The sequence below is a fragment of the Pseudomonas sp. efr-133-TYG-23 genome (genome assembly GCF_030209215.1).
Lineage (GTDB): Bacteria > Pseudomonadota > Gammaproteobacteria > Pseudomonadales > Pseudomonadaceae > Aquipseudomonas > Aquipseudomonas rhodesiae.
In genome coordinates this window covers 162,931-184,430 of record NZ_JARVSL010000027.1, presented here as the reverse complement: position 1 = coordinate 184,430, position 21,500 = coordinate 162,931, and the positions used below count along the sequence as shown (strand labels likewise).

General features: G+C 61.1%; 21 protein-coding genes. 9 read left to right on the top strand and 12 right to left on the bottom strand.

Going from position 1 to position 21,500, the window contains the following annotated elements:
* The first annotated feature begins 176 nt into the window (after window positions 1–176).
* The 4 genes from QRN41_RS18700 to QRN41_RS18685 all read left to right on the top strand — a co-directional run bounded on the left by QRN41_RS18700 (window position 177) and on the right by QRN41_RS18685 (window position 5,269).
* The gene (locus tag QRN41_RS18700) at window positions 177–2,768 is read left to right on the top strand and encodes a glycosyltransferase (RefSeq protein WP_034096229.1); all 2,592 of its coding nucleotides are present in this window, start codon (window positions 177–179) and stop codon (window positions 2,766–2,768) included.
* Between the two features lie 111 nt (window positions 2,769–2,879).
* Window positions 2,880–4,031 carry a succinyl-diaminopimelate desuccinylase gene (dapE, locus tag QRN41_RS18695; protein WP_034137234.1) on the top strand — a complete coding sequence of 384 codons (1,152 nt, stop codon included), beginning with the start codon at window positions 2,880–2,882 and terminating at the stop codon, window positions 4,029–4,031.
* Window positions 4,031–4,840 carry a putative RNA methyltransferase gene (locus QRN41_RS18690; RefSeq protein ID WP_285421980.1) on the top strand — a complete coding sequence of 270 codons (810 nt, stop codon included), beginning with the start codon at window positions 4,031–4,033 and terminating at the stop codon, window positions 4,838–4,840. Before dapE ends, QRN41_RS18690 begins: the two co-directional genes overlap by 1 nt.
* 51 nt (window positions 4,841–4,891) lie before the next feature.
* The gene (locus QRN41_RS18685) at window positions 4,892–5,269 is read left to right on the top strand and encodes a hypothetical protein (RefSeq protein WP_034096226.1); all 378 of its coding nucleotides are present in this window, start codon (window positions 4,892–4,894) and stop codon (window positions 5,267–5,269) included.
* 193 nt (window positions 5,270–5,462) lie between these two features.
* Here the strand turns inward: QRN41_RS18685 and QRN41_RS18680 are convergent, their stop codons facing one another.
* Window positions 5,463–5,672: a cold shock domain-containing protein gene (locus QRN41_RS18680; RefSeq protein WP_213633301.1), complete on the bottom strand. Its 210-nt coding sequence runs from the start codon at window positions 5,670–5,672 to the stop codon at window positions 5,463–5,465.
* A gap of 183 nt (window positions 5,673–5,855) precedes the next feature.
* Here QRN41_RS18680 and plsB point away from each other — a divergent pair, with 183 nt between their 5' ends.
* The 3 genes from plsB to QRN41_RS18665 are packed head-to-tail and all read left to right on the top strand — an operon-like array spanning window position 5,856 to window position 9,531.
* Complete coding sequence (gene plsB / locus QRN41_RS18675) at window positions 5,856–8,360, top strand: glycerol-3-phosphate 1-O-acyltransferase PlsB (protein ID WP_285421979.1); 2,505 nt, start codon at window positions 5,856–5,858, stop codon at window positions 8,358–8,360.
* A gap of 50 nt (window positions 8,361–8,410) precedes the next feature.
* On the top strand, window positions 8,411–8,812 hold the full coding sequence (locus tag QRN41_RS18670; protein WP_285421978.1) for a YbaY family lipoprotein: 402 nt from the start codon (window positions 8,411–8,413) through the stop codon (window positions 8,810–8,812).
* Window positions 8,813–8,841: 29 nt separating this feature from the next.
* Complete coding sequence (locus QRN41_RS18665; protein ID WP_285421977.1) at window positions 8,842–9,531, top strand: DUF4197 domain-containing protein; 690 nt, start codon at window positions 8,842–8,844, stop codon at window positions 9,529–9,531.
* A gap of 125 nt (window positions 9,532–9,656) precedes the next feature.
* Here QRN41_RS18665 and QRN41_RS18660 read toward each other — a convergent pair whose 3' ends face one another.
* From QRN41_RS18660 to QRN41_RS18645, 4 genes are all read right to left on the bottom strand, one after another.
* Window positions 9,657–9,875 (bottom strand): hypothetical protein, encoded by a 219-nt coding sequence (locus QRN41_RS18660; protein WP_034137229.1) that lies wholly within the window; start codon window positions 9,873–9,875, stop codon window positions 9,657–9,659.
* A 176-nt stretch (window positions 9,876–10,051) separates the two neighbouring features.
* Window positions 10,052–10,645, bottom strand: coding sequence for a LysE family translocator (locus QRN41_RS18655; RefSeq protein ID WP_167416428.1), 594 nt, complete (start codon window positions 10,643–10,645; stop codon window positions 10,052–10,054).
* 2 nt (window positions 10,646–10,647) lie between these two features.
* The gene (locus tag QRN41_RS18650; RefSeq protein ID WP_123480551.1) at window positions 10,648–13,713 is read right to left on the bottom strand and encodes an efflux RND transporter permease subunit; all 3,066 of its coding nucleotides are present in this window, start codon (window positions 13,711–13,713) and stop codon (window positions 10,648–10,650) included.
* A gap of 5 nt (window positions 13,714–13,718) precedes the next feature.
* Window positions 13,719–14,819: an efflux RND transporter periplasmic adaptor subunit gene (locus tag QRN41_RS18645; RefSeq protein WP_285421976.1), complete on the bottom strand. Its 1,101-nt coding sequence runs from the start codon at window positions 14,817–14,819 to the stop codon at window positions 13,719–13,721.
* A gap of 93 nt (window positions 14,820–14,912) precedes the next feature.
* Here QRN41_RS18645 and QRN41_RS18640 point away from each other — a divergent pair, with 93 nt between their 5' ends.
* Window positions 14,913–15,548 carry a TetR/AcrR family transcriptional regulator gene (locus QRN41_RS18640; RefSeq protein ID WP_034137225.1) on the top strand — a complete coding sequence of 212 codons (636 nt, stop codon included), beginning with the start codon at window positions 14,913–14,915 and terminating at the stop codon, window positions 15,546–15,548.
* A 6-nt stretch (window positions 15,549–15,554) separates the two neighbouring features.
* Here QRN41_RS18640 and QRN41_RS18635 read toward each other — a convergent pair whose 3' ends face one another.
* Window positions 15,555–16,337 (bottom strand): class I SAM-dependent methyltransferase, encoded by a 783-nt coding sequence (locus QRN41_RS18635; RefSeq protein ID WP_285421975.1) that lies wholly within the window; start codon window positions 16,335–16,337, stop codon window positions 15,555–15,557.
* 96 nt (window positions 16,338–16,433) lie between these two features.
* On the opposite strand from QRN41_RS18635, the gene QRN41_RS18630 reads away from it, so the two are divergent.
* A complete protein-coding gene (locus QRN41_RS18630; protein ID WP_034137223.1) occupies window positions 16,434–17,054 on the top strand; it encodes a hypothetical protein in 621 nt (206 codons plus the stop codon).
* A gap of 3 nt (window positions 17,055–17,057) precedes the next feature.
* Here the strand turns inward: QRN41_RS18630 and QRN41_RS18625 are convergent, their stop codons facing one another.
* The 6 genes from QRN41_RS18625 to adk form a co-directional block, all read right to left on the bottom strand.
* Window positions 17,058–17,756, bottom strand: coding sequence for an extensin-like domain-containing protein (locus tag QRN41_RS18625; protein ID WP_285421974.1), 699 nt, complete (start codon window positions 17,754–17,756; stop codon window positions 17,058–17,060).
* A 3-nt stretch (window positions 17,757–17,759) separates the two neighbouring features.
* Complete coding sequence (locus QRN41_RS18620; RefSeq protein ID WP_034137221.1) at window positions 17,760–18,587, bottom strand: isocitrate lyase/PEP mutase family protein; 828 nt, start codon at window positions 18,585–18,587, stop codon at window positions 17,760–17,762.
* A gap of 27 nt (window positions 18,588–18,614) precedes the next feature.
* The gene (locus QRN41_RS18615; protein WP_167416424.1) at window positions 18,615–19,475 is read right to left on the bottom strand and encodes a DUF72 domain-containing protein; all 861 of its coding nucleotides are present in this window, start codon (window positions 19,473–19,475) and stop codon (window positions 18,615–18,617) included.
* Window positions 19,475–19,777: a hypothetical protein gene (locus QRN41_RS18610; RefSeq protein ID WP_094064769.1), complete on the bottom strand. Its 303-nt coding sequence runs from the start codon at window positions 19,775–19,777 to the stop codon at window positions 19,475–19,477. The genes QRN41_RS18615 and QRN41_RS18610 overlap by 1 nt, the downstream gene beginning before the upstream one ends.
* Before the next feature lie 149 nt (window positions 19,778–19,926).
* Window positions 19,927–20,613, bottom strand: coding sequence for a tRNA (adenosine(37)-N6)-threonylcarbamoyltransferase complex dimerization subunit type 1 TsaB (gene tsaB / locus QRN41_RS18605; RefSeq protein ID WP_167416423.1), 687 nt, complete (start codon window positions 20,611–20,613; stop codon window positions 19,927–19,929).
* Between the two features lie 90 nt (window positions 20,614–20,703).
* Window positions 20,704–21,351, bottom strand: coding sequence for an adenylate kinase (gene adk, locus QRN41_RS18600; RefSeq protein ID WP_034096209.1), 648 nt, complete (start codon window positions 21,349–21,351; stop codon window positions 20,704–20,706).
* Between the last annotated feature and the right edge of the window lie 149 nt (window positions 21,352–21,500).

Below are 21,500 nucleotides of genomic sequence, written 5' to 3'. Positions count from 1 at the left end.
AGCGACAAGTTTTAAGCTACAAGCTACAAGTTAAGAACTTAGATGTACTTTCGCTGCCCAATGTCCGGTTTTTCTCCGCTTGCTGTACGGTCAGGGAAAGGCCGGTGTAGGATGCGCGCCGTTCGGCGCAGCCCGGCACCTCATTTCGTTCCACACCCTTTGGAACCCGCATAACCATGGCATCGCGTAAATTTGGACTCAACCTGGTGGTGGTGCTGGCAATTGCCGCGCTGTTCACCGGTTTCTGGGCGCTGATCAACCGCCCGGTCTCAGCCCCCAACTGGCCTGAACAAATCTCCGGTTTTTCCTACTCGCCGTTCCAACAAGGCCAGTACCCCCAGAAAGACCAATACCCCACCGACGAACAGATGCGTCAAGACTTGGCGATCATGAGCAAGCTGACGGACAACATCCGCACCTACTCGGTCGACGGCACCCTGGGGGATATCCCCAAACTGGCGGAAGAATTCGGCCTGCGGGTGACCCTGGGGATCTGGATCAGCCCGGATCTGGAGCGTAACGAACGCGAAATCCAGCGCGCCATCGAGATCGCCAACAACTCGCGCAGCGTCGTGCGCGTGGTGGTGGGCAACGAAGCGTTGTTCCGCGAGGAAATCACGCCCGAGGCGCTGATCGTGCTGCTGGACCGCGTGCGCGCCGCCGTCAAAGTACCGGTAACCACCTCCGAGCAATGGCACATCTGGGAACACAATCCACAACTGGCCAAGCACGTCGACCTGATCGCCGCGCACATCCTGCCGTATTGGGAACATATTCCGGTGGATAAGGCCGGCCAATTCGTACTCGACCGCGCCAAGGATCTGAAGAAGACCTTCCCGAAAAAGCCGCTGCTGCTGTCGGAAGTCGGCTGGCCAAGCAACGGGCGCATGCGCGGTGGGGCTGACGCGTCCCCGGCCGACCAGGCCATTTACCTGCGCACGCTGGTGAACAAGCTCAACCGCCAAGGCTACAACTACTTTGTGATCGAGGCGTTCGATCAGCCGTGGAAGGCCAGCGACGAAGGCTCGGTCGGTGCGTATTGGGGCGTGTTCAACGCCGCGCGCCAGCAGAAATTCAACTTCGAAGGGCCGGTGGTGGCGATTCCGCAATGGCGCGTGCTGGCCATCGGTTCGGTGGTGTTGGCGCTGCTGTCCCTGACCCTGCTGATGATCGACGGCTCGGCCCTGCGCCAGCGCGGCCGCACGTTCCTGACCTTTATTGCGTTCCTATGCGGTTCGGTGCTGGTATGGATCGGCTACGACTACAGCCAGCAATACAGCACCTGGTTCAGCCTGACCGTGGGCTTTTTGCTGGCGCTCGGCGCCCTTGGCGTGTTCATCGTGTTGTTGACCGAAGCCCACGAACTGGCCGAAGCGGTATGGACCCACAAGCGTCGGCGTGAATTCCTGCCGGTGGTCGGCGATTCGGACTACCGCCCAAAAGTATCGATCCATGTGCCGTGCTACAACGAGCCGCCAGAGATGGTCAAACAGACCCTCGACGCACTGGCCGCGCTCGATTACCCGGACTACGAAGTCCTGATCATCGACAACAACACTAAGGACCCGGCCGTGTGGGAACCGGTGCGCGACTATTGCGCCACCCTCGGGCCGCGTTTCAAGTTCTTCCACGTCGCGCCCCTGGCCGGTTTCAAGGGCGGTGCGTTGAACTACCTGATTCCGCACACCGCCAAAGACGCCGAAGTGATCGCCGTGATCGACTCGGACTACTGCGTCTCGCCCAACTGGCTCAAGCACATGGTGCCGCACTTCGCCGACCCGAAAATCGCCGTGGTGCAGTCGCCGCAGGATTATCGCGATCAGAACGAAAGCACCTTCAAGAAGCTCTGCTATGCGGAATACAAAGGCTTCTTCCATATCGGCATGGTGACCCGCAACGACCGCGACGCGATTATCCAGCACGGCACCATGACCATGACCCGCCGCTCGGTGCTCGAAGAACTGGGCTGGGCCGACTGGTGCATCTGTGAAGACGCCGAACTGGGCCTACGGGTATTCGAGAAAGGTCTGTCGGCGGCGTATTACCACGACAGCTACGGCAAAGGTCTGATGCCGGATACCTTTATCGACTTCAAGAAGCAGCGCTTCCGCTGGGCCTACGGCGCGATTCAGATCATCAAGCGTCACACCGCCAGCCTGCTGCGCGGCAAGGACACCGAACTGACCCGTGGCCAGCGCTATCACTTCCTGGCGGGCTGGTTGCCTTGGGTGGCGGACGGCATGAACATCTTCTTTACGGTCGGCGCGCTGTTGTGGTCGGCGGCGATGATCATCGTACCGACCCGGGTCGACCCACCGTTGCTGATTTTTGCGATTCCGCCGTTGGCGCTGTTCGTGTTCAAGGTGGGCAAGATCATTTTCCTGTACCGCCGTGCGGTGGGCGTGAACCTCAAGGACGCGTTCTGCGCGGCCCTGGCCGGGCTGGCGTTGTCCCACACCATCGCCAAGGCGGTGCTGTATGGTTTCTTCACCACCAGCATTCCGTTCTTTCGTACACCGAAAAACGCGGATAACCACGGCTTCTGGGTCGCGATTTCCGAAGCCCGCGAAGAAATGTTCATCATGCTGTTGTTGTGGGGCGCCGCGCTGGGGATCTACCTGGTGCAGGGCCTGCCGAGCAATGACATGCGCTTCTGGGTGGTGATGTTGCTGGTACAGTCCCTGCCGTACGTGGCGGCGCTGATCATGGCGTTCTTGTCGTCGCTGCCGAAACCGGCGCCGGCGCCACAGCCCGCTCCGGCCGCGTAAAAACTTGCGCAATGCACTAAACGGCGGCCTCTGGCCGCCGTTTTGCTATAAGATAACGGCCGTTTTGTCTGCCCGCCCTGCTCTTCCAAACATGCTTTCCGGAGTTTTCCCATGACGGCCCATGCCGACCTTTCGCCCACCCTTCAACTTGCCATCGACCTGATCCGCCGCCCCTCGGTGACGCCGATCGACGCCGATTGCCAGAAGCTGATGATGCAGCGCCTGGGCGACGCCGGCTTCAAACTTGAGCCGATGCGCATCGAAGACGTGGACAATTTCTGGGCCACCCACGGTAAGCATGAAGGCCCGGTACTGTGCTTCGCCGGCCATACCGACGTGGTCCCGACCGGCCCGGTGCAGGCCTGGCAGAACGACCCGTTCGACGCCTTGATCGACGAAAACGGCATGCTCTGCGGGCGTGGCGCAGCCGACATGAAAGGCAGCCTGGCGGCGATGTTGGTAGCGTCCGAGCGCTTCGTCGCCGACTACCCGGACCACAAGGGCTCGGTGGCTTTCCTGATCACCAGCGATGAAGAAGGCCCGGCACACCACGGTACTAAAGCCGTGATCGAACGCCTGGCAGCGCGCAAGGAGCGCCTGGACTGGTGCATCGTCGGCGAGCCGTCGAGCACCACGCTGGTCGGCGATGTGGTCAAGAACGGCCGGCGCGGCTCCCTCGGCGCGACCCTGACCGTACGCGGCGTGCAAGGCCACGTGGCCTACCCGCACCTGGCGAAGAACCCGATCCACCTGGCTGCACCGGCCCTGGCCGAACTGGCCGCCGAGCATTGGGACGACGGCAACGCGTTTTTCCCGCCCACCAGCTTCCAGATTTCCAACCTCAATTCCGGCACCGGCGCCACCAACGTGATTCCCGGCGAGCTGACGGCGGTGTTCAATTTCCGTTTCTCCACCGAGTCCACCGTGGAGGGTCTGCAGCAACGCGTTGCGCAGATTCTCGACAAGCACGGCCTGGACTGGCACGTGGACTGGGCGCTGTCCGGCCTGCCGTTCCTGACCGAACCGGGTGCCCTGCTCGATGCCGTATCGGCCAGCATCAAGGCGGTCACCGGTCGCGAGACCCAGGCGTCCACCAGCGGCGGCACTTCCGATGGCCGCTTCATTGCGACCCTCGGCACCCAAGTGGTCGAGCTGGGGCCGGTCAACGCGACCATCCACCAGGTCAATGAGCGCATCCTGGCCAGCGACCTCGATGTGCTGACCGAAATCTATTATCAGACCCTGATCAAGTTGCTCGCCTGATGCTCGCCTGCCCCCTCTGCAGTGCCCCGCTCAACGCGGTGGACAGTGGCGTGGCGTGCCCAGCCGGGCACCGTTTCGACCGGGCACGCCAGGGTTACCTGAACCTGTTGCCGGTACAGCACAAGAACAGCCGTGACCCGGGTGACAACCTGGCAATGGTCGAGGCGCGTCGCGACTTCCTCAACGCCGGGCACTACGCCCCGGTGGCCAAGCGCCTGGCCGAACTGGCCGCAGAACGTGCGCCACAGCGCTGGGTGGACATCGGCTGTGGCGAGGGCTACTACACCGCGCAAATCGCCGAGGCCCTGCCCCATGCCGACGGCTACGCGCTGGATATCTCCAAGGAAGCGGTCAAACGTGCGTGCAAGCGCAACCCGGCGCTGACCTGGTTGATCGCCAGCATGGCCCGCGTGCCGTTGGCCGACGCCAGTTGCCAGTTCCTGGCGAGCGTATTCAGCCCGCTGGACTGGCAGGAAGCCAAGCGCCTGCTCAGCCCTGGCGGCGGCTTGATGAAGGTCGGCCCTACCAGTGGTCACCTGATGGAGCTGCGTGAACGTCTGTACGACGAAGTGCGCGAATACACCGACGACAAGCACCTGGCCCTGGTGCCGTCGGGCATGAGCCTGGCGCACAGCGAGATCCTGGAATTCACACTGAGCCTGGCCGATCCCAAGGACCGCGCCAACCTGCTGGCCATGACGCCCCATGGCTGGCGGGCCAGTGCCGAGCGCCGCGCCGAAGTGATCGAGGCGGCCGAGCCGCTGAAGGTCACGGTGTCGATGCGCTACGATTATTTCGTGCTTCAATAACCGACTTTATTTTCGCGAATGGATTTTCGAATCCCGCAACGAGGAACATCCATGCGCCAACCCGATATCGAGATTTACCTGAAGGACGCCGACGTCGACCACAAAGCCATCGCCGCCTGGCTGGGTGCGGCCCTGGGGCCATGCAGCGACTGGGTCCAGAAAGGCCAGACCTACAAGTGCAAGGCCGGCAACGTGCCTGTCACCTGGCTGCCCAAGGCCGTTGGCAAGTGGAACAGCCTGTACCTGGAAAGCGACCAGACCCCATGGGACGACGACATCGCCTGCGCCCGCGCCGCGTTTGCCGCGCTGAACGTTGAAGTGCGCTGCGCGCCGGGCACGTGGGTCGAGGAAGAAGGTGAAGAAAGTGCCGACATCTGGATTCGCATCAGCGCAGACGGCGAAGAGCAGATTACTTGGAGGACGGGTTGAAAAGCAGCTTCAAGCTGCAAGCTGCAAGCTGCAAGCTGCAAGCTGCAAGCGGCAAGCTGCAAGCTGCAAGCTGCAAGCTGCAAGCTGCAAGCTGCAAGCCAAAGCCAAAGCCAAAGCGCTTGAAGCTTGCCGCTTGCCGCTTGTAGCTTGCCGCTTGCCGCTTGAGGCTTGCCGCTTAAACCTGCCACTCAGCCTATAGGCCGACCACATCCTCGGCCTGCAAGCCCTTCTCGCCGTTCACCACGGCGTATTCCACCTGCTGGCCCTCGGCCAGGGAGCGGTGGCCTTCACCGCGGATGGCGCGGTAGTGCACGAACACATCCTTGCCGTCCTCACGCTGAATGAAGCCATAGCCCTTTGCATCGTTGAACCACTTCACATTGCCGGTTTCGCGCGTTGCCATCTGTTTACTCCCACTTCGGTTTTTATTATTGAGCCGGTACGCTTTGAACTGCCGAGTATATGGCAGGCTCAAAAGCGTTCAACTCAAGTTTACATCGCTGCTTTTTTGCCGATTTTCGGCGAATACGGCACACTACCCGCCCGAGCGCCTGCTCGGTTTTTTCCCACTTGAAGCAGCTCGCCTATGACCCGCTCCCCGTTCCGCCGTCTGGTGTTTGGCACCTTGCGCCGACTGTTGTACCTCTGGGTTCGCTCGGAGACGATCAACCAGTCGTCCCTAACCCTCAACCTGGACCGCAGCCGGCCGGTGTTCTACGTCCTGCAATCACCCTCCCTCACCGAGCTGGCCGTGGTCGACGCCGAGTGCACCAAGGCCGGCCTGCCGCGCCCGGTGTTGCCGGTGTCGGTAGGCCCGCTGATGGAGCCGGCGGCGTTCTTCTACCTTACGCCGGAACCGGACTGGCTCGGCCGCCAGGACAAGCGCGGTGCGCCGCCAACCCTGACCCGCCTGGTCAACACCCTCAGCGAGCACGCCGAAGAGAATGCACAAATCATTCCGGTCAGCGTGTTCTGGGGCCAGTCCCCCGAGAGCGAGTCCAGCCCTTGGAAGCTGCTGTTCGCCGACAGTTGGGCGGTCACCGGGCGTCTGCGTCGGCTGTTGAGCATCCTGATCCTGGGGCGCAAGACTCGCGTGCAATTCTCCGCGCCTATCAACCTGCGTGAATTGATCGAGCACAATAAAGGCCACGAACGCACCGTGCGCATGGCCCAGCGCATCCTGCGTGTGCACTTTCGTAACCTGAAGACTGCGGTGATCGGCCCCGACCTGTCCCACCGCCGCAACTTGGTGAAGGGCCTGGTCAACATGCCGCTGGTGCGCCAGGCCATCGCCGACGAAGCCGAACGCGAAAAAATCAGCCCGGAAAAAGCCAAGGCCCAGGCCCTGCGCTACGGCAACGAAATCGCCTCGGACTACACCTACACCGCGATCCGCTTCCTGGAAGTGGTGCTGAGCTGGTTCTGGAACAAGATCTACGACGGCATCAAGGTCAATAACATCGAAGGTGTGCAACAGGTTGCCCAGGGTTACGAGGTGATCTACGTTCCGTGCCACAGAAGCCATATCGACTACCTGCTGTTGTCCTACCTACTGTTCAAGAACGGTCTGACGCCGCCGCATATCGCCGCCGGTATCAACCTGAACATGCCAGTAATCGGTAGCCTGCTGCGCCGTGGCGGTGCATTTTTCATGCGCCGCACCTTCAAGGGCAACCCGCTGTACACCGCTGTGTTCAACGAGTACCTGCATACGCTGTTCACCAAGGGTTTCCCGGTGGAGTACTTCGTCGAAGGCGGACGCTCGCGCACCGGGCGCATGCTGCAACCCAAGACCGGGATGCTGGCGATCACCTTGCGCAGTTTCCTGCGCTCTTCGCGTATGCCGATCGTGTTCGTGCCGGTGTACATCGGTTATGAGCGCGTGCTGGAAGGCCGCACCTACCTCGGCGAACTGCGCGGGGCGAGCAAGAAGAAAGAGTCGATCTTCGATATTTTCAAAGTGGTCGGCGCCCTCAAGCAGCGCTTCGGCCAGGTCGCGGTGAACTTCGGCGAGCCGATCAAGCTGGCGGAATTCCTCGACGCCGAGCAACCGGACTGGCGCGCCCAGGACCTGGGCCCGAACTACAAGCCGGCGTGGCTCAACGAAACTACCCATCGCCTGGGCGAACAAGTGGCTCGCCACTTGAACGAAGCCGCCGCCGTGAACCCGGTGAATCTGGTGGCCCTGGCACTGCTGTCCACCACGCGCCTGGCCCTGGATGAACAGGCCATGGCCCGTCAGTTGGACTTGTACCTGACGCTATTGCGCCGCGTGCCTTACTCGCCCCATACCACGGTGCCGGAAGGCGATGGCATGGCGCTGATTCAGCACGTCAAAGATATGAAGCTGCTGTCGGAACAGAGCGACGCCCTGGGCAAGATTTTGTACCTGGACGAACAGAACGCCGTTCTGATGACCTACTACCGCAACAACGTACTTCACATCTTCGCCCTGCCGGCGCTGCTGGCGAGCTTCTTCCAGAGCAGCTCACGCATGAGCCGCGAACAGATCCTGCGCTATACCCACGCGCTGTACCCGTACTTGCAATCGGAACTGTTTATCCGCTGGTCCCTGGACGATCTGGACAACGTGATCGACCAGTGGCTGGAGGCGTTCGTCGAACAGGGCCTGTTGCGCTTCGAGAAAGATGTGTACCTGCGCCCGGCCCCCAGCTCGCGACACTTTGTGTTGCTGACGCTGCTGTCCAAGAGCATCGCCCAGACCCTGCAACGCTTCTATATGGCGATCTCGCTGTTGCTCAACAGCGGCCAGAACAGCATCAGCGCCGAAGAGCTGGAAGACCTGTGCACGATCATGGCCCAGCGCCTGTCGATCCTGCACGGGCTCAATGCCCCGGAGTTCTTCGATAAGAGTCTTTTCCGACATTTTATTCAGACGTTGCTGGAGCAAGATGTGCTGCGCCGCGATGAGGCCGGCAAATTGAGCTACCACGACCTGCTCGGTGAACTGGCCGAAGGCGCGGCCAAGCGCGTGTTACCGGCCGAGATTCGCCTGTCGATCCGCCAGGTGGCCTTGCACCGTGTGGACGGTGCGGGTGATGCGCCGGTGGAACCGGAAGAAAGCCGCTAGATTGAATAAGGGCCGGAGAGCCTCCGGCCCCGTTGAAAAGGAGCTGCACCATGAAAAAGATCATCCTCCTGGGCCTCACCGCCCTGCTCGGAGCCTGCCAATCCATGAGTCCCGCGCCCAAGGCCAGCCTCGACGGCGAAGTGTTCTACCTGCAACGCATCGCCCTGCCGCCGTCGGCCACGTTGAGCGTGAGCCTGCAGGACGTGTCCCTGGCGGACGCTCCCGCCGTGGTTCTGGCCGAACAGAAAGGCCCGGTCAAAGGCCAGGTGCCCCTGCCGTTCCACCTGAGCTACGACCCGGCACAGGTCAAGCCCGGCCACAGTTACGCGGTGAGTGCTCGCATCGAGCTGGAGGGCAAGCTACTGTTCACCACCACTGATCGCCACACCGTGCGGCTCGACGGCCAGGACGCCCAGCCGCTGCGCGTGCGCGTCAACGCCGTAGCCCCCTGATTTCGAACATCGAACATAAGGAAGCGCCCATGCTCCGTAAATCCCTTCGCTTCACTGCCCTGTGTGCCGGCCTGCTGCTCGGCGCCAACGCTATGGCCCTGGACCTGGGCAGCCTGTCCCAGGGCGACGCCACTGGCGGACTCAAGGATGCACTGACCCAAGGTGCCCAGATCGCTGTGAAACAACTGGGCGTCCCCGGCGGTTTCAGCAACAACCCGGAGGTCAAGATCGGCCTGCCGGGCAAGTTGGGCAAAGTCGCGGACAAGCTGAAGATGTTCGGCATGGGTGATCAAGTCACCCAACTGGAAACCAGCATGAACAAAGCGGCTGAAACGGCCGTGACCCAAGCCCAGCCGATTCTGGTAAACGCTGTGAAAAACATGAGCGTGACCGACGCCAAGGGCATCCTCAGCGGCGGCCAGAATTCGGCCACTCAGTACCTGGACAAAAGCAGTCGCGAAGCCATTCGCGCCAAGTTCCTGCCGATCGTCAAGGCCGCTACCGACAAGGTCGGCGTAGCCCAGCAGTACAACGCCCTGGCAGGCAAAGCCGCCGCCTTCGGCGCCGTGGATGCCAAGAGCGCTAATGTCGAGAACTACGTGACCGAACAAGCGCTGGACGGTTTGTTCAAGATGATTGCGCAGCAGGAAGAGACGATCCGCAAAAACCCTGCGGCGGCGGCCACAAGTTTAGCGAAGAAAGTGTTCGGCGCACTTTAACGCACTAGCCAAGACCGTCTCGATGACTACAAAAAAGCCCTGACGAATTCAGGGCTTTTTGTTTCATGCAACGGCGACAGGGGCCAAGCATTCGCCCTTCATGTACCAATGCTGAAAGGGATACATTAATAAGGTATCCAGGGCCTGGCCGGGACCGTCGAGATGTTGATCGAGGTGGGGTTATTGTTCAGCAGGTTATTCAGGTTGTTATTTAGGTTGCTGTTGTTGTTTTCGATATTGATGTTGATAGGTGGGTTATGACGCAAGTTTGCCCCACCCCCCATGCCAGAGCCCATCATCGAACCTAAGAATTGCAGCGGTAACGTCAATAAAGGTAAAAACATTTTCTCTCCTTCCAATTCAATTGAAACCAACGCCCGAAACCTGCCAGCTATGCGTTAACGTCGTCTGAGCGGGTAACCTTGCGTGGTTCGAGGAGCTGAATGGTTCCATCTTTAACCGTTTGCTCTAACAGACCATGTAATGCCCTGCTGCACCGGCGATGGGCGCACTGAGGTCATCAAGGGAGAATCGAAGTAACCAGACGCCCAAGCAGCACCGTGGCAAAAAAACCAATGGCCAGCGCGGCGCTCCTGTTGATGACACGCGGGCTCAACAAGTGCCGCCCACGCCCGACGACACCGGCGCCAAATACAATCCAGGCCGACCCGATCGGAACCACGACTAATACCATCGTGCACATGAAGGCGAGATAGCCGGTCCAATGGGTAAATGTGTCCGGTGGTGCGATCAACGAAGCGATCAACAACCCTTTGGGGTTCATCACCGTCATCCAGAAAAAATAGCTACTGGTGAAGCGGTCCCGGCCCACGCCGTCCAAGGCTTTAGCGCCGCGCCATAAGCGCCAAGACACCCAGAGCAAGTACGTACTCGCTGCCAATTGGATCAACTTGACGGCCCAAGGGGAGTAAGCGGCCAGGTAGAGCAGCGCCACGCCCCACACCGACACTTGCAGCAAGTACGCCAGACACTCGATAAAGGCCAGCTTCCACGACGCCCGCAGGCCGAATAACACGCCGGCGCGCAACAACAGCGTGTTAGTCGGCCCAGGGGCAAGCAACAACAACGTCAAGGCTGAAACAGTGGCCAACATGATTACGCAACGTCCTTCCTCACTCGGAACCACGCAGCATACAGGGCCGGCAGGAACAATAGGGTCAATGCCGTGGCGACAATCAACCCGCCCATGATCGCCACTGCCATCGGCCCGAAGAACACGCTACGCGACAGCGGGATCATCGCCAGCACCGCTGCCAGCGCCGTCAGCACTATCGGCCGGAAGCGTCGGACCGTGGCCTCGATGATCGCCTGCCACGGCGCCAGCCCCGCCTTGATGTCTTGCTCGATCTGATCCACCAGGATCACCGAGTTACGCATGATCATCCCGGACAATGCGATAGTGCCGAGCATCGCCACAAACCCGAAGGGCTGACGGAACACCAACAGAAACAGCGTCACACCGATCAGGCCCAGCGGCGCCGTCAGAAACACCATCGCGGTGCGTGAGAAACTGCGCAATTGCAGCATCAGCAACGTCAACACCACCACGATGAACAGCGGCACACCGGCCTTCACCGAGTTCTGGCCGCGTGCGGAGTCTTCGACGGTGCCGCCGACCTCCAGCAGGTAACCGTCCGGCAATTCGGCGCGCACTTGCGCGAGGGTCGGAAAAATCTGCTGCACCAGGGTCGCCGGTTGTTCCTTGCCGTAGATATCGGCGCGAACGGTCACCGTGGGGAGGCGGTTGCGATGCCAGATCACGCCCTCTTCGAAGCCGTACTCAAGCGTGGCGATCTGCGACAGCGCGACGCTTTTGCCATTGTCGGTGGGCACCGCCAGGCTGGGGAGCAACGTCAGTTCGGTGCGTTCATGCCGGGTGCCGCGCAGGAGGATTTCGATCAACTCGTTATCCTCCCGGTACTGGCTGACGCTGGAGCCGGTCAGGGAACTCTGGAGGAATTTCGACAGGTTGGCGGTGCTGACGCCCAACGCCCGGGCGCGGTCCTGATCGATATTGAGGTAGACGATTTTGCTCGGTTCCTCCCAGTCCAGGTGCACGTTAACCACATGAGTATTTTCGCGGACCTTCGCGGCGACTTTGCGGGCCAGGGCGCGCACCTCTTCGATATGCTCCCCCGTCACGCGAAACTGCACCGGGTAACCCACGGGCGGGCCGTTCTCCAAGCGTGTGACACGCGAGCGCAGGTCAGGGAACTGTTCGTTGAGGGTTTCGATCAGCCAAGTGCGCAGGGTTTCGCGCTCCTCGATGGTCTTAGCCAACACCACGAACTGGGCGAAGCTGGTGGCCGGTAACTGCTGATCCAAAGGCAAGTAGAAGCGCGGCGAGCCGGTGCCGATATAAGCCACATAGTTGTCGATGCCGGCATGCTCTTTGAGCAGCGCCTCCAGGCGTTTGACCTGCTCGGCGGTGTTGCTCAGGGACGCGCCCTCGGCCAATTTCAAATCGACCATCAGCTCCAGGCGACCAGACGCCGGGAAAAATTGTTGCGGCACGAACCGAAACAACGCCACCGAACCGATGAACAGCAGCAGCGTCAGCACTATCACGGTTTTGCGCCGATTCACACACCACGCCACCAACCGCCTTACACGCTGGTAGAAGGGTGTGCCGTAGGGATCGGGGCCATCATGGCCGTGTTTGGCGGCATGAATCTTCGCCAGGTCCGGCAGGAGTTTTTCCCCCAGGTAGGGCACGAACACCACGGCGGCCACCCAGGACGCGAGCAGCGCGATGGTCACCACTTGGAATATCGAGCGAGTGTATTCGCCAGTGCTCGATTGGGCCGTCGCGATGGGCAGGAAACCGGCCGCAGTGATCAGCGTCCCGGTGAGCATCGGAAACGCGGTGCTGGTCCAGGCAAAACTGGCGGCCTTGAGCCGGTCGTAGCCTTGCTCCATTTTGATCGCCATCATTTCCACGGCGATGATGGCGTCATCGACCAGCAGCCCGAGGGCCAGTACCAGGGCGCCGAGGGAAATCTTGTGCAAGCCGATGCCGAGGTAATACATGGTGGCGAACGTCATCGCCAGCACCAGCGGAATCGCCAGCGCTACCACCATGCCGGTGCGCAGTCCCAGGGAGAAAAAGCTCACCAGCAACACGATGGCCAACGCTTCAGCCAGCACCTGGACAAATTCGCCGACCCCAGTTTTGACCGCTGCAGGCTGATCCGACACTTTGCGCAACTGCATGCCCGCCGGAAGGTTCTTCTGAAGACGCGCGAATTCACCCTCAAGCGCCTTGCCCAACACCAGGATATCGCCGCCCTCGCGCATGGCCACGGCCAGGCCGATGGCGTCTTCGCCCATGTAGCGCATGCGTGGCGCCGGTGGATCGTTGAAGCCACGGTGAATATCAGCCACATCGCCGATACGGAAAGTGCGATCCCCCACGCGAATGGGAAAACTGCGGATTTCGTCCACCGTCTTGAAGTTGCCCGACACCCGCAACTGCACGCGCTCGCTTGGCGTTTCAAAGAACCCGGCGGTAGTCACCGCGTTCTGTTCCTGCAACGCCTGTTGCACAGCGGCCAAGGGTAAACCCAGGGTGGCGAGTTTGAGGTTGGACAGCTCGATCCAGATCTTCTCGTCCTGCAGGCCGAGCAGTTCGACCTTACCCACATCCGCTACGCGTTGCAGTTGAATCTGGATGCGGTCGGCGTAGTCCTTGAGCACGGCGTAGTCGAAACCATCGCCGGTCAGGGCGTAGATATTGCCGAAGGTGGTGCCGAACTCGTCGTTGAAAAACGGCCCTTGGATATCCGGTGGCAGGGTCTGGCGGATGTCGCTGATTTTCTTGCGCACCTGGTACCACAGTTCGGGTATCTGCGCCGAGCGCATGGCATCGCGGGCGACGAAGGTCACCTGGGACTCGCCCGGCCGCGAGAATGAAACGATTCGCTCGTAGTCACCGGTCTCCATGAGTTTTTTCTCAATGCGCTCGGTGACTTGCCGCGAGACTTCTTGAGCGGTGGCGCCAGGCCAGTTGGTCTTGATCACCATGGCCTTGAAGGTGAAGGGCGGATCCTCGCTCTGCCCCAGCTTGGTGTAGGACAACGTGCCCACCACTGCCAGCAGGATCATCAGGAACAGCACGATCTGGCGATTGCGTAGCGCCCATTCGGAAAGATTGAAACCCATCGGGACTACTCCTTGGCCGCCAGATTCACCACGCGGTTGGCGCGATCCACCGGGCGCACTTGCTGGCCCTCGTGGAGCACATGCACACCGGCTGCGATAACCCAATCATCGGCGCTCAAGCCCTCCAGCACCGGCACGGTTTTATCGCCGAACGCGCCGATACGCACCGGTGTGCGCTTGAGGGTGTTGTCCGGCTGCACGCGCCAGACGTAGGACTCACCGTTCTCCGCGCTGATGGCAGACAACGGCACGGACAGCGGATTACTGCCGTCGGCCTGTATAAATACGCGAGCGCTCTGGCCGAGTTCCGCCGGGACTTTGCCGCCGGTAAACGCAACGCGCGCAGCAAAAGTACGCGACTTGGGGTCGGCGGCAGGGGACAACTCGCGAATGCGCCCAGCGAAGCGTTGATCCGGCTGGCTCCACAGCTCCACAGACACCGGCTGGCCGATCTTGAAGCGAGCAAAGCCTTGTTCGGGCAGGCTGATCAGCACTTCACGTTCGCCATCGGTGGCCAGGGTGAACACCGTTTGCCCGGCGGACACCACTTGCCCGACTTCCACCGCACGCTTGGCCACCACGCCATCCTGCGGCGCGCGCAAGACCGCATAGGCCGCCTGGTTACTGGCCACATCGAACTCGGCTTTGATTTGCTTGAGGCGGGCTTCGCCCGAACGGTAAAGATTTTCGGAATTGTCGTACTGGGACCGGCTGACCATCTGACGATCCAGCAAGGTTTTGTAGCGATCACGCTCGGCACGCACCAGGCTCAAGTTGGCCTGGGCGGCGGCGACCTGAGCGCGGGCGGCGTCCAGTTGCAGGCGCACGTCCTGAGGGTCGAGTTCGGCCAACGCCTGATTAGCCTTGACCCGCTCGCCCTCCTCCACCCAGCGCTTACTGACTTTGCCGCCAATGCGAAAAGCCAGGTCCGGCTCGTAGCGTGCACGCACTTCTCCGGGGTAGCTGTCCGTCGTCTGCGTCGAAGGCTGTGGCTGCACCACCATGGCCGGGCGGATGGTGGTCTGGGGTGCTTCTTCATGACCGCAGGCGGCCAATAGAAGGACCAGACACGCAGGCAACGCAAGGGGCAGGAAAGTGCTGCGCATGCTGAAGGACCTTTCGCAAATGATGCTAGGAATAATTATACTTGCCGGTATGTTATTAATACCAAACTCACCAGTCCAGTATTAAAGGTGAAAATGTCCGACAATCCTCTGAACACCAATAGCCCCGGGCGTCCCAAGGACATGGCAAAACGCCAGGCAATCCTCGAAGCAGCCAAGTTTCTGTTTTTGAGCAATGGTTACGCCAGCACCAGCATGGACGCGGTGGCCTTGGAGGCTGGCGTGTCGAAACTCACGGTCTACAACCACTTCACCGACAAAGAAACCCTGTTCACCGCCGCCGTCGTGGCCAAGTGCGAGGAACAATTACCGGTGATGTATTTCGAGATGCCCGCGGGTGTACCTGTGGAAACGGTCCTGCTGACCATCGCCCGTGGTTTTCATCGGCTGATCAACAGCGAAGAGTCGGTGAACCTGCATCGGCTGATGATGACCACCGGCAATCAGGACGTGAAACTCTCGCAGATTTTCTTCGAAGCCGGGCCCATGCGCATGTTGCAAGGCATGGAACGCCTGCTCAGCACCATTGACCAGAGCGGCGCCCTGAACATCGATAAGCCGTTCAAGGCGGCCGAGCATTTCTTCTGCCTGCTCAAAGGCACGGCGAACTTCTGCCTGCTGTATGGCTGCGGCGGCCAGTTGAGTGAGGAAGCCGCCGAAGCCCATGTGCAGGATGTGGTGGGGTTGTTTATGCGGGCCTACAAGCCATAGCGGTTATCAGGGCTTGAGCGCTTTCTTGGGGTAAATGTCGTAGCGGCTGGACTTGCCATCCAGCGCATGGCTCGGCTTGGGCCCGTCGATACACGGCGCCTTGCGCGGGCGCTTGACCACAACACGGTGACTGGCCAGGGCCAGCGCTGCGGCGAGCAAGGCCGGTGCGTCCGGGTCATCGCCCACCAGCGGGCGGAACAGGCGCATTTCCTTCTTTACCAGGGCGGTTTTCTCACGATGAGGGAACATAGGGTCGAGGTAGATCACCTGAGGGGGCTCGCCCTCCCAGTTGCGCATCACCTCGATGGAGTTGCCCTTGAGCAGTTGCATGCGTGCCACGATCGGCGCCACTTCGAAATCATCCGCGCCGCGCGCCAGGCCGTCTTCGAGCAAAGCGCCAATCAGCGGCTGGCGTTCGATCAGGCTCATGTTGCAACCCAGGCTCGCCAGCACAAAAGCGTCCTTGCCCAGGCCGGCCGTGGCGTCCAGCACTCGTGGGCGTACGCCTTGGGCGATGCCCACGGCCTTGGCGATCATCTGCCCACTGCCACCGCCGTATAAACGCCGATGCGCCGCGCCGCCTTCGACGAAGTCCACGCGCACCGGCCCCGGTGCGTCCGCCCCCAGTTGCTGCAACTGCAAGCCATGTTCGCCGACCTGCAAGGAAAAATCCGCATCCGGCAGCACTAACGGCAAGCCAAGTTGGGCAGCCCACTGCTCGGCACGGGACTGGAAAGCATCGGCCATGGCCTCGACCCGGATGCGGCTGGCCGCTGGTTGTTCGCTCATCAATCGCTACGCTCAAAAATATTAAGGATCGGCCAACACCGGCCGATAAAACCAACAGTCAGGTATTTTGCCAGAGCTGAGCGTCGACCGAAGAAAATGTCAGACATTCTCCCCCTAACCATCGGTGTACTGCCGACCCACAACCACTACGGCTTGCGCAACACTCAAGCGCTGGCCGGTGTGAGTCATGTGTGGCAGGACTTCTTCGCCCGGGCATTGGCCGAGCAGCTCGGCGAAACGCCGGACGCGCCGGCAGCCCAGGCGACGGCACCGCTGGACCCGGCGGTAGAACCCAGCGCAGGCGCAGACCTGTTGTCGCAGATCCTCACCCAGCGTGAGTGCGACGTTAAAGACACCGAAATCGCCCCGCCAGAACCGCTGTTCCTGCCCATCGCCGAATTTGAAACCGAGTTGCTGCCACCGGCTGCGACGCCGTTTCCTGAAGAGGAAATCGTCGCCCAGCAACGTCAGCAGAATTTCGAAAGCGGTTGGGTACGCCCAATCGTACTGGCCGCCGGGCAGCCATTGCCGGAGCCAGGCCCCGCGCCGGAACCGCGCGCCCTGCACTTGCCAATCGCCGAGTTCGAACTGGACCTGTTGCCACCGCCGCCTACGCCTTACTCCGAAGAAGCGTTGGTGGAGCAGCAGAAAGCCCTGGACTTCGACTACTACTGGGCACGCCCATTGATCACCCACAACCTGCGCCTGGCCGCTTGACCCTCAGCGACACACCCACCAGCGCCCCATATCGAAGTGGAAGTGATTGCGGTGCGCGGCGTTGTAGTCCGGGCTTAACACCACGTTGAAATCATCACAGGCACTGTCGCGCACCTGACGCAGGAACCGCGCATTGGTGCCCTTCCCTGGCCAATCCTTGAGCACGCTGATACTGCGCCCATCGGCCAAGCGAAAACCGGCGATATCCAACGCATTGGCCGAGGCGTGCTGACTCAGTTGCCCGTTGGCACGGTTATACATCGTGCGACAGGCAAAACTGCCCAGATGATCGACCCGCGTCACCGCCTGGCCAAACACCGTCTGCGCCGCCGGTTGCAGGCTATGGCGCTCGAACAGCGCAAACGCCACGGCCAGCGGGCAGCTGGCAAGAAAGCTGCTGCTCAACCCCACCTCTGCACCCTGAACGCGCAAGGTGTTGCGCAACGGGCAGGCGACATCGGCGGATGAATCAGCTTGATGGCTCACGCGCAAGCCTGAAGTCTTCAGCACCTGGTCGCACAGCGCCGGGTCGCCCTGCAGACGTCCCAGCTTAAAACGCGTCAACAGGTTTGGGCTGGCCCGCACATCCAGCGGCGCCCATGGATTCCATTCCGGCGCCAACGGCACCCAGCCGCGCCATACACCGACCACCACCGCGCCGCCCAGCATCAGCAGCACGCCCATCACCTTGATAAACCGCATGGGTCAGACCTTAAAAAACTGATTGGCCTTGCTGAAGGGCATGGAGCGCTCGGTAAAGGTAAAGGTGCCCAACTCATAGACCTCCTGGGCCGCGCGATAGAACTCGCCATAGGCCGCCAACGCCATCGCCGAACCCACACTGATGCGCTTGACGCCCATGGCGCTCAATTGCGCGACGCTGAGTTTCAGCGCACCGGACATCAACACATTCACCGGTTTGGGCGCGACCGCCTTGACCACCGCCAACACCTCATCGGCGGTGCGCAGGCCCGGCGCGTAAAGCACATCGGCACCAGCCTCGGCGTAAGCCTGCAGACGGCGGAGGGTGTCGGGCAGATCCAGACGCCCATGCAGGAGGTTTTCCGCGCGGGCGGTGAGCGTGAACGCAAACGGCAAACTGCGGGCCGCGACTACCGCCGCATGTACTCGCTCCACAGACAGGTCGAAGGCATAAATGGGATCACCAGAGTGTCCGGTGGCGTCTTCGATGGAACCGCCGACAATCCCCGTGGCCGCCGCACGCAGGATGGTCTGGGCGCAGCCATCCGGGCTGTCGCTGAAGCCGTTTTCCAGGTCGGCCGCCACCGGCAGTGTCGTGGCTTGGGCGATCTGATGCGCGTTGAGCAAGGTGTCGTCCAGAGACAGCGCGCCCTCCGCATCCGGCCGACCAAGGCTGAAGGCATAACCCGCGCTGGTGGTGGCCAAGGCTTCGAACCCCAGGCTGGCAAGCATCACGGCGGAACCGGCGTCCCACGGGTTGGGCATCACGAACGCGCGGTCGCGTTCATGCAGGCGCTTGAAGGTTTCGGCGCGAAGGGTTTGAGCATCCATGGCAAGCTCCTGGCGGGAAAAGGAGCCCTAGAGTAACCCCAGTTGCTCCACTTCGGGCTCGCGATCCAACGTGGGCAATGGTGCAAGGCCGGGCAAGCGTGCCATCAGTTGGGTATGAAAGCGCATGGCCAATTGGGCGGCGAGGCGATTGTCCGAGGTGTGCAGAAACACGTAGGGAGTACGGCCCTCTTCGATCCAGCCAGCGACTTTTTCAATCCACGGCACCAGAAACGGGTCGTTGGCCTCCAGCTCCGGATGGCCAATGAAGCGCACCTGCGGAAACTGAGTCAGCGCAGCCGGCCGCGGCGGCACTTTGGGCTTTTTCGATTGGGCGTGCAGCACCGCCGGCGACGTCGAGGTGCAACTGAACAGCGCACGGGGGTCCAGGCAGATACGCTCGACACCCCGGTCGCGCAACAGGCGGTTAAGCATGCGCTCGGCATCGCCCTTGGCGAAAAATTCCGGGTGGCGCACTTCCACCGCCATCGGACGCTCCAGGCCGTCGATAAACCCAGCCAGTTCCGCCAGACGCTGCGGCGAGAACGCAGCCGACAGTTGCAGCCACAACGGAGCTACACGTTCACCCAACGGGCTCATCAGGCCGACAAAGCTTTCCGCCGCCGGTAATTGCTCACGCAAATCGCCCCCGTGGCTGATATCCCCGGGGAATTTGGCGGTGAAGCGAAAATCGGCGGGCATGATTTCAGCCCAGCGCTGCACGGTGGCGGCCGAGGGGCGAGCGTAGAATGTGGTGTTGCCTTCAACGGCGTTGAAGACTTGGGAATAGAGGGCGAGGTAATCGCTGGCGCGGGCATCGGCCGGGTACAGGTAATCACGCCAGGCGTTTTCACTCCAGGACGGACAACCAAGGTAGTAAGGCAGATGCATCAGATGTGAACGTCGAGGCCCAGTACTTCCATATCCCATTCGACAAAGCCAGCGGTGGTCAGGTAACTGGCCAGGGCGGTGGCGACGCTTTTGCTCATGGAACGGGGGAAGATCATGTCTTGCTGACGGGCGGGCAGGCCGCTTATGCGCGCATTACCAGCACCTTGTGCAGCGGGCGCCGCCTCGGAATGGACCTCGATGAAGTCCGGCGAATCTTCGACTGAATCGTCTACCGTCACGCTCGCCTTGCGCGGCTTACGTTTGAGGGGGTACGACTGTGAGGAAAATCCGTCTATACGCATCGATGCGAACTCGCTATCAGTGATGGCATTTTAGTGGCGACTTCCGTTGCGCGCAAATGCTCTGGTGATAACTAGAACACATAATTTGAAAAAGGTTTAAAAACGGGGGCAAATTCTGACGATTGGCGAAAGTTGCCATCACTTTGGCGTCAAATCAGCCCGCGTTCGGCTTTGGTCTGCGCCACTTTATCGCGCAGGTACACCGGCGCGGCCTGATCGGCAGGGATCGCTTCTCCACGCTCGAAGGCAAAACGCGCCAGGGTCAGCAGGTCTTCGGCATGGGGCAACATGGCAGCGTCCTGGCCGGCCAGTTTCACCGCGATGCGCTCGCCATAACCCCAACCTGTGCCCGCGCCGAACCAATCGCCGCTGGCATCCTCCGGCAGTGCCGACGCTTCGGGCGGCTGCACCGCCTCCACGCCGACCAGGCGCATTTCACCGGCCACCGCGCGGTAACAGCCCCAGTAGACTTCGTCCATCCGCGCGTCGATGGCGGCCGCTACTTGCGACGCGCCTTGCTCACGCAACGCGCGCTGGGCCAAGACGGCAAGGTTGGAGACCGGCAACACCGGGCGTTCCAGGGCAAAGGCCAGGCCTTGCACCACGCCGATAGCAATGCGCACACCGGTAAAGGCACCCGGGCCGCGACCAAAAGCAATAGCGTCCACCGCCGCCAACGTGGTGCCGGCATCTTCGAGCAGTTGCTTGATCATCGGCAACAGTTTTTGCGCGTGCAGGCGGGGGATCACCTCGTAGTGGCTGGTTACTTTGCCATCGTGCAGCAAGGCAACGGAGCAAGCTTCGGTTGCGGTGTCCAGGGCCAGCAGGGTGCTCATCGGTGTGGGTGTCCAAGTCGAAAAAAAGTGCGCCAGTATAAACAACAACGGCCCGCAAGCGGGCCGTTGTGTGAGACGCCGATCAGGTGATCAGCTCAGGGCTTGCATCACTTTGGCGGTGATGGCTTCCACCGAACCGACGCCAGGGATATGGCTGTACTTCGGCTTGCCGTTGGCAGCGGACAGCTTCTGGTAGAAATCCACCAGCGGCTTGGTCTGGGAATGGTAGACCGACAGGCGATGACGCACGGTTTCTTCGGTGTCGTCCTTGCGCTGTACCAGGTCTTCGCCGGTGACATCGTCTTTGCCTTCAACTTTCGGCGGGTTGTAGACGGTGTGGTACACGCGGCCCGAGGCCTCGTGAACGCGACGGCCTGCGATACGCTGGACGATTTCTTCGTCTTCCACCGCGATTTCAACCACGGCATCCAGCTCGACACCAGCCGTCACCAAGGCTTCGGCCTGAGGAATGGTGCGCGGGAAACCGTCGAACAGGAAACCGTTGGCACAGTCAGGCTGCGCGATACGGTCCTTGACCAGGGCAATGATCAGGTCATCGGAAACCAGGCCACCGGCGTCCATGATGCTCTTGGCCTTAATGCCCAGCTCGGTGCCTGCTTTTACCGCAGCGCGCAGCATGTCACCGGTGGAGATTTGTGGAATGCCGAATTTTTCAGTGATGAACTTTGCCTGAGTACCTTTACCGGCCCCGGGAGCTCCCAGCAGAATGACGCGCATCGATGTGCTCCTCAATTTTTTATAGAGATGACGCTCGGATTCGCCGCGTGGGGCCAATCGCGTAAAAATGTGATTCGGGCCGCCCAAACGGCCAAAGGCTGATCAAGATACACAGCAGGCCCTAACCACACAAGCCGCCAAAAGTCGGA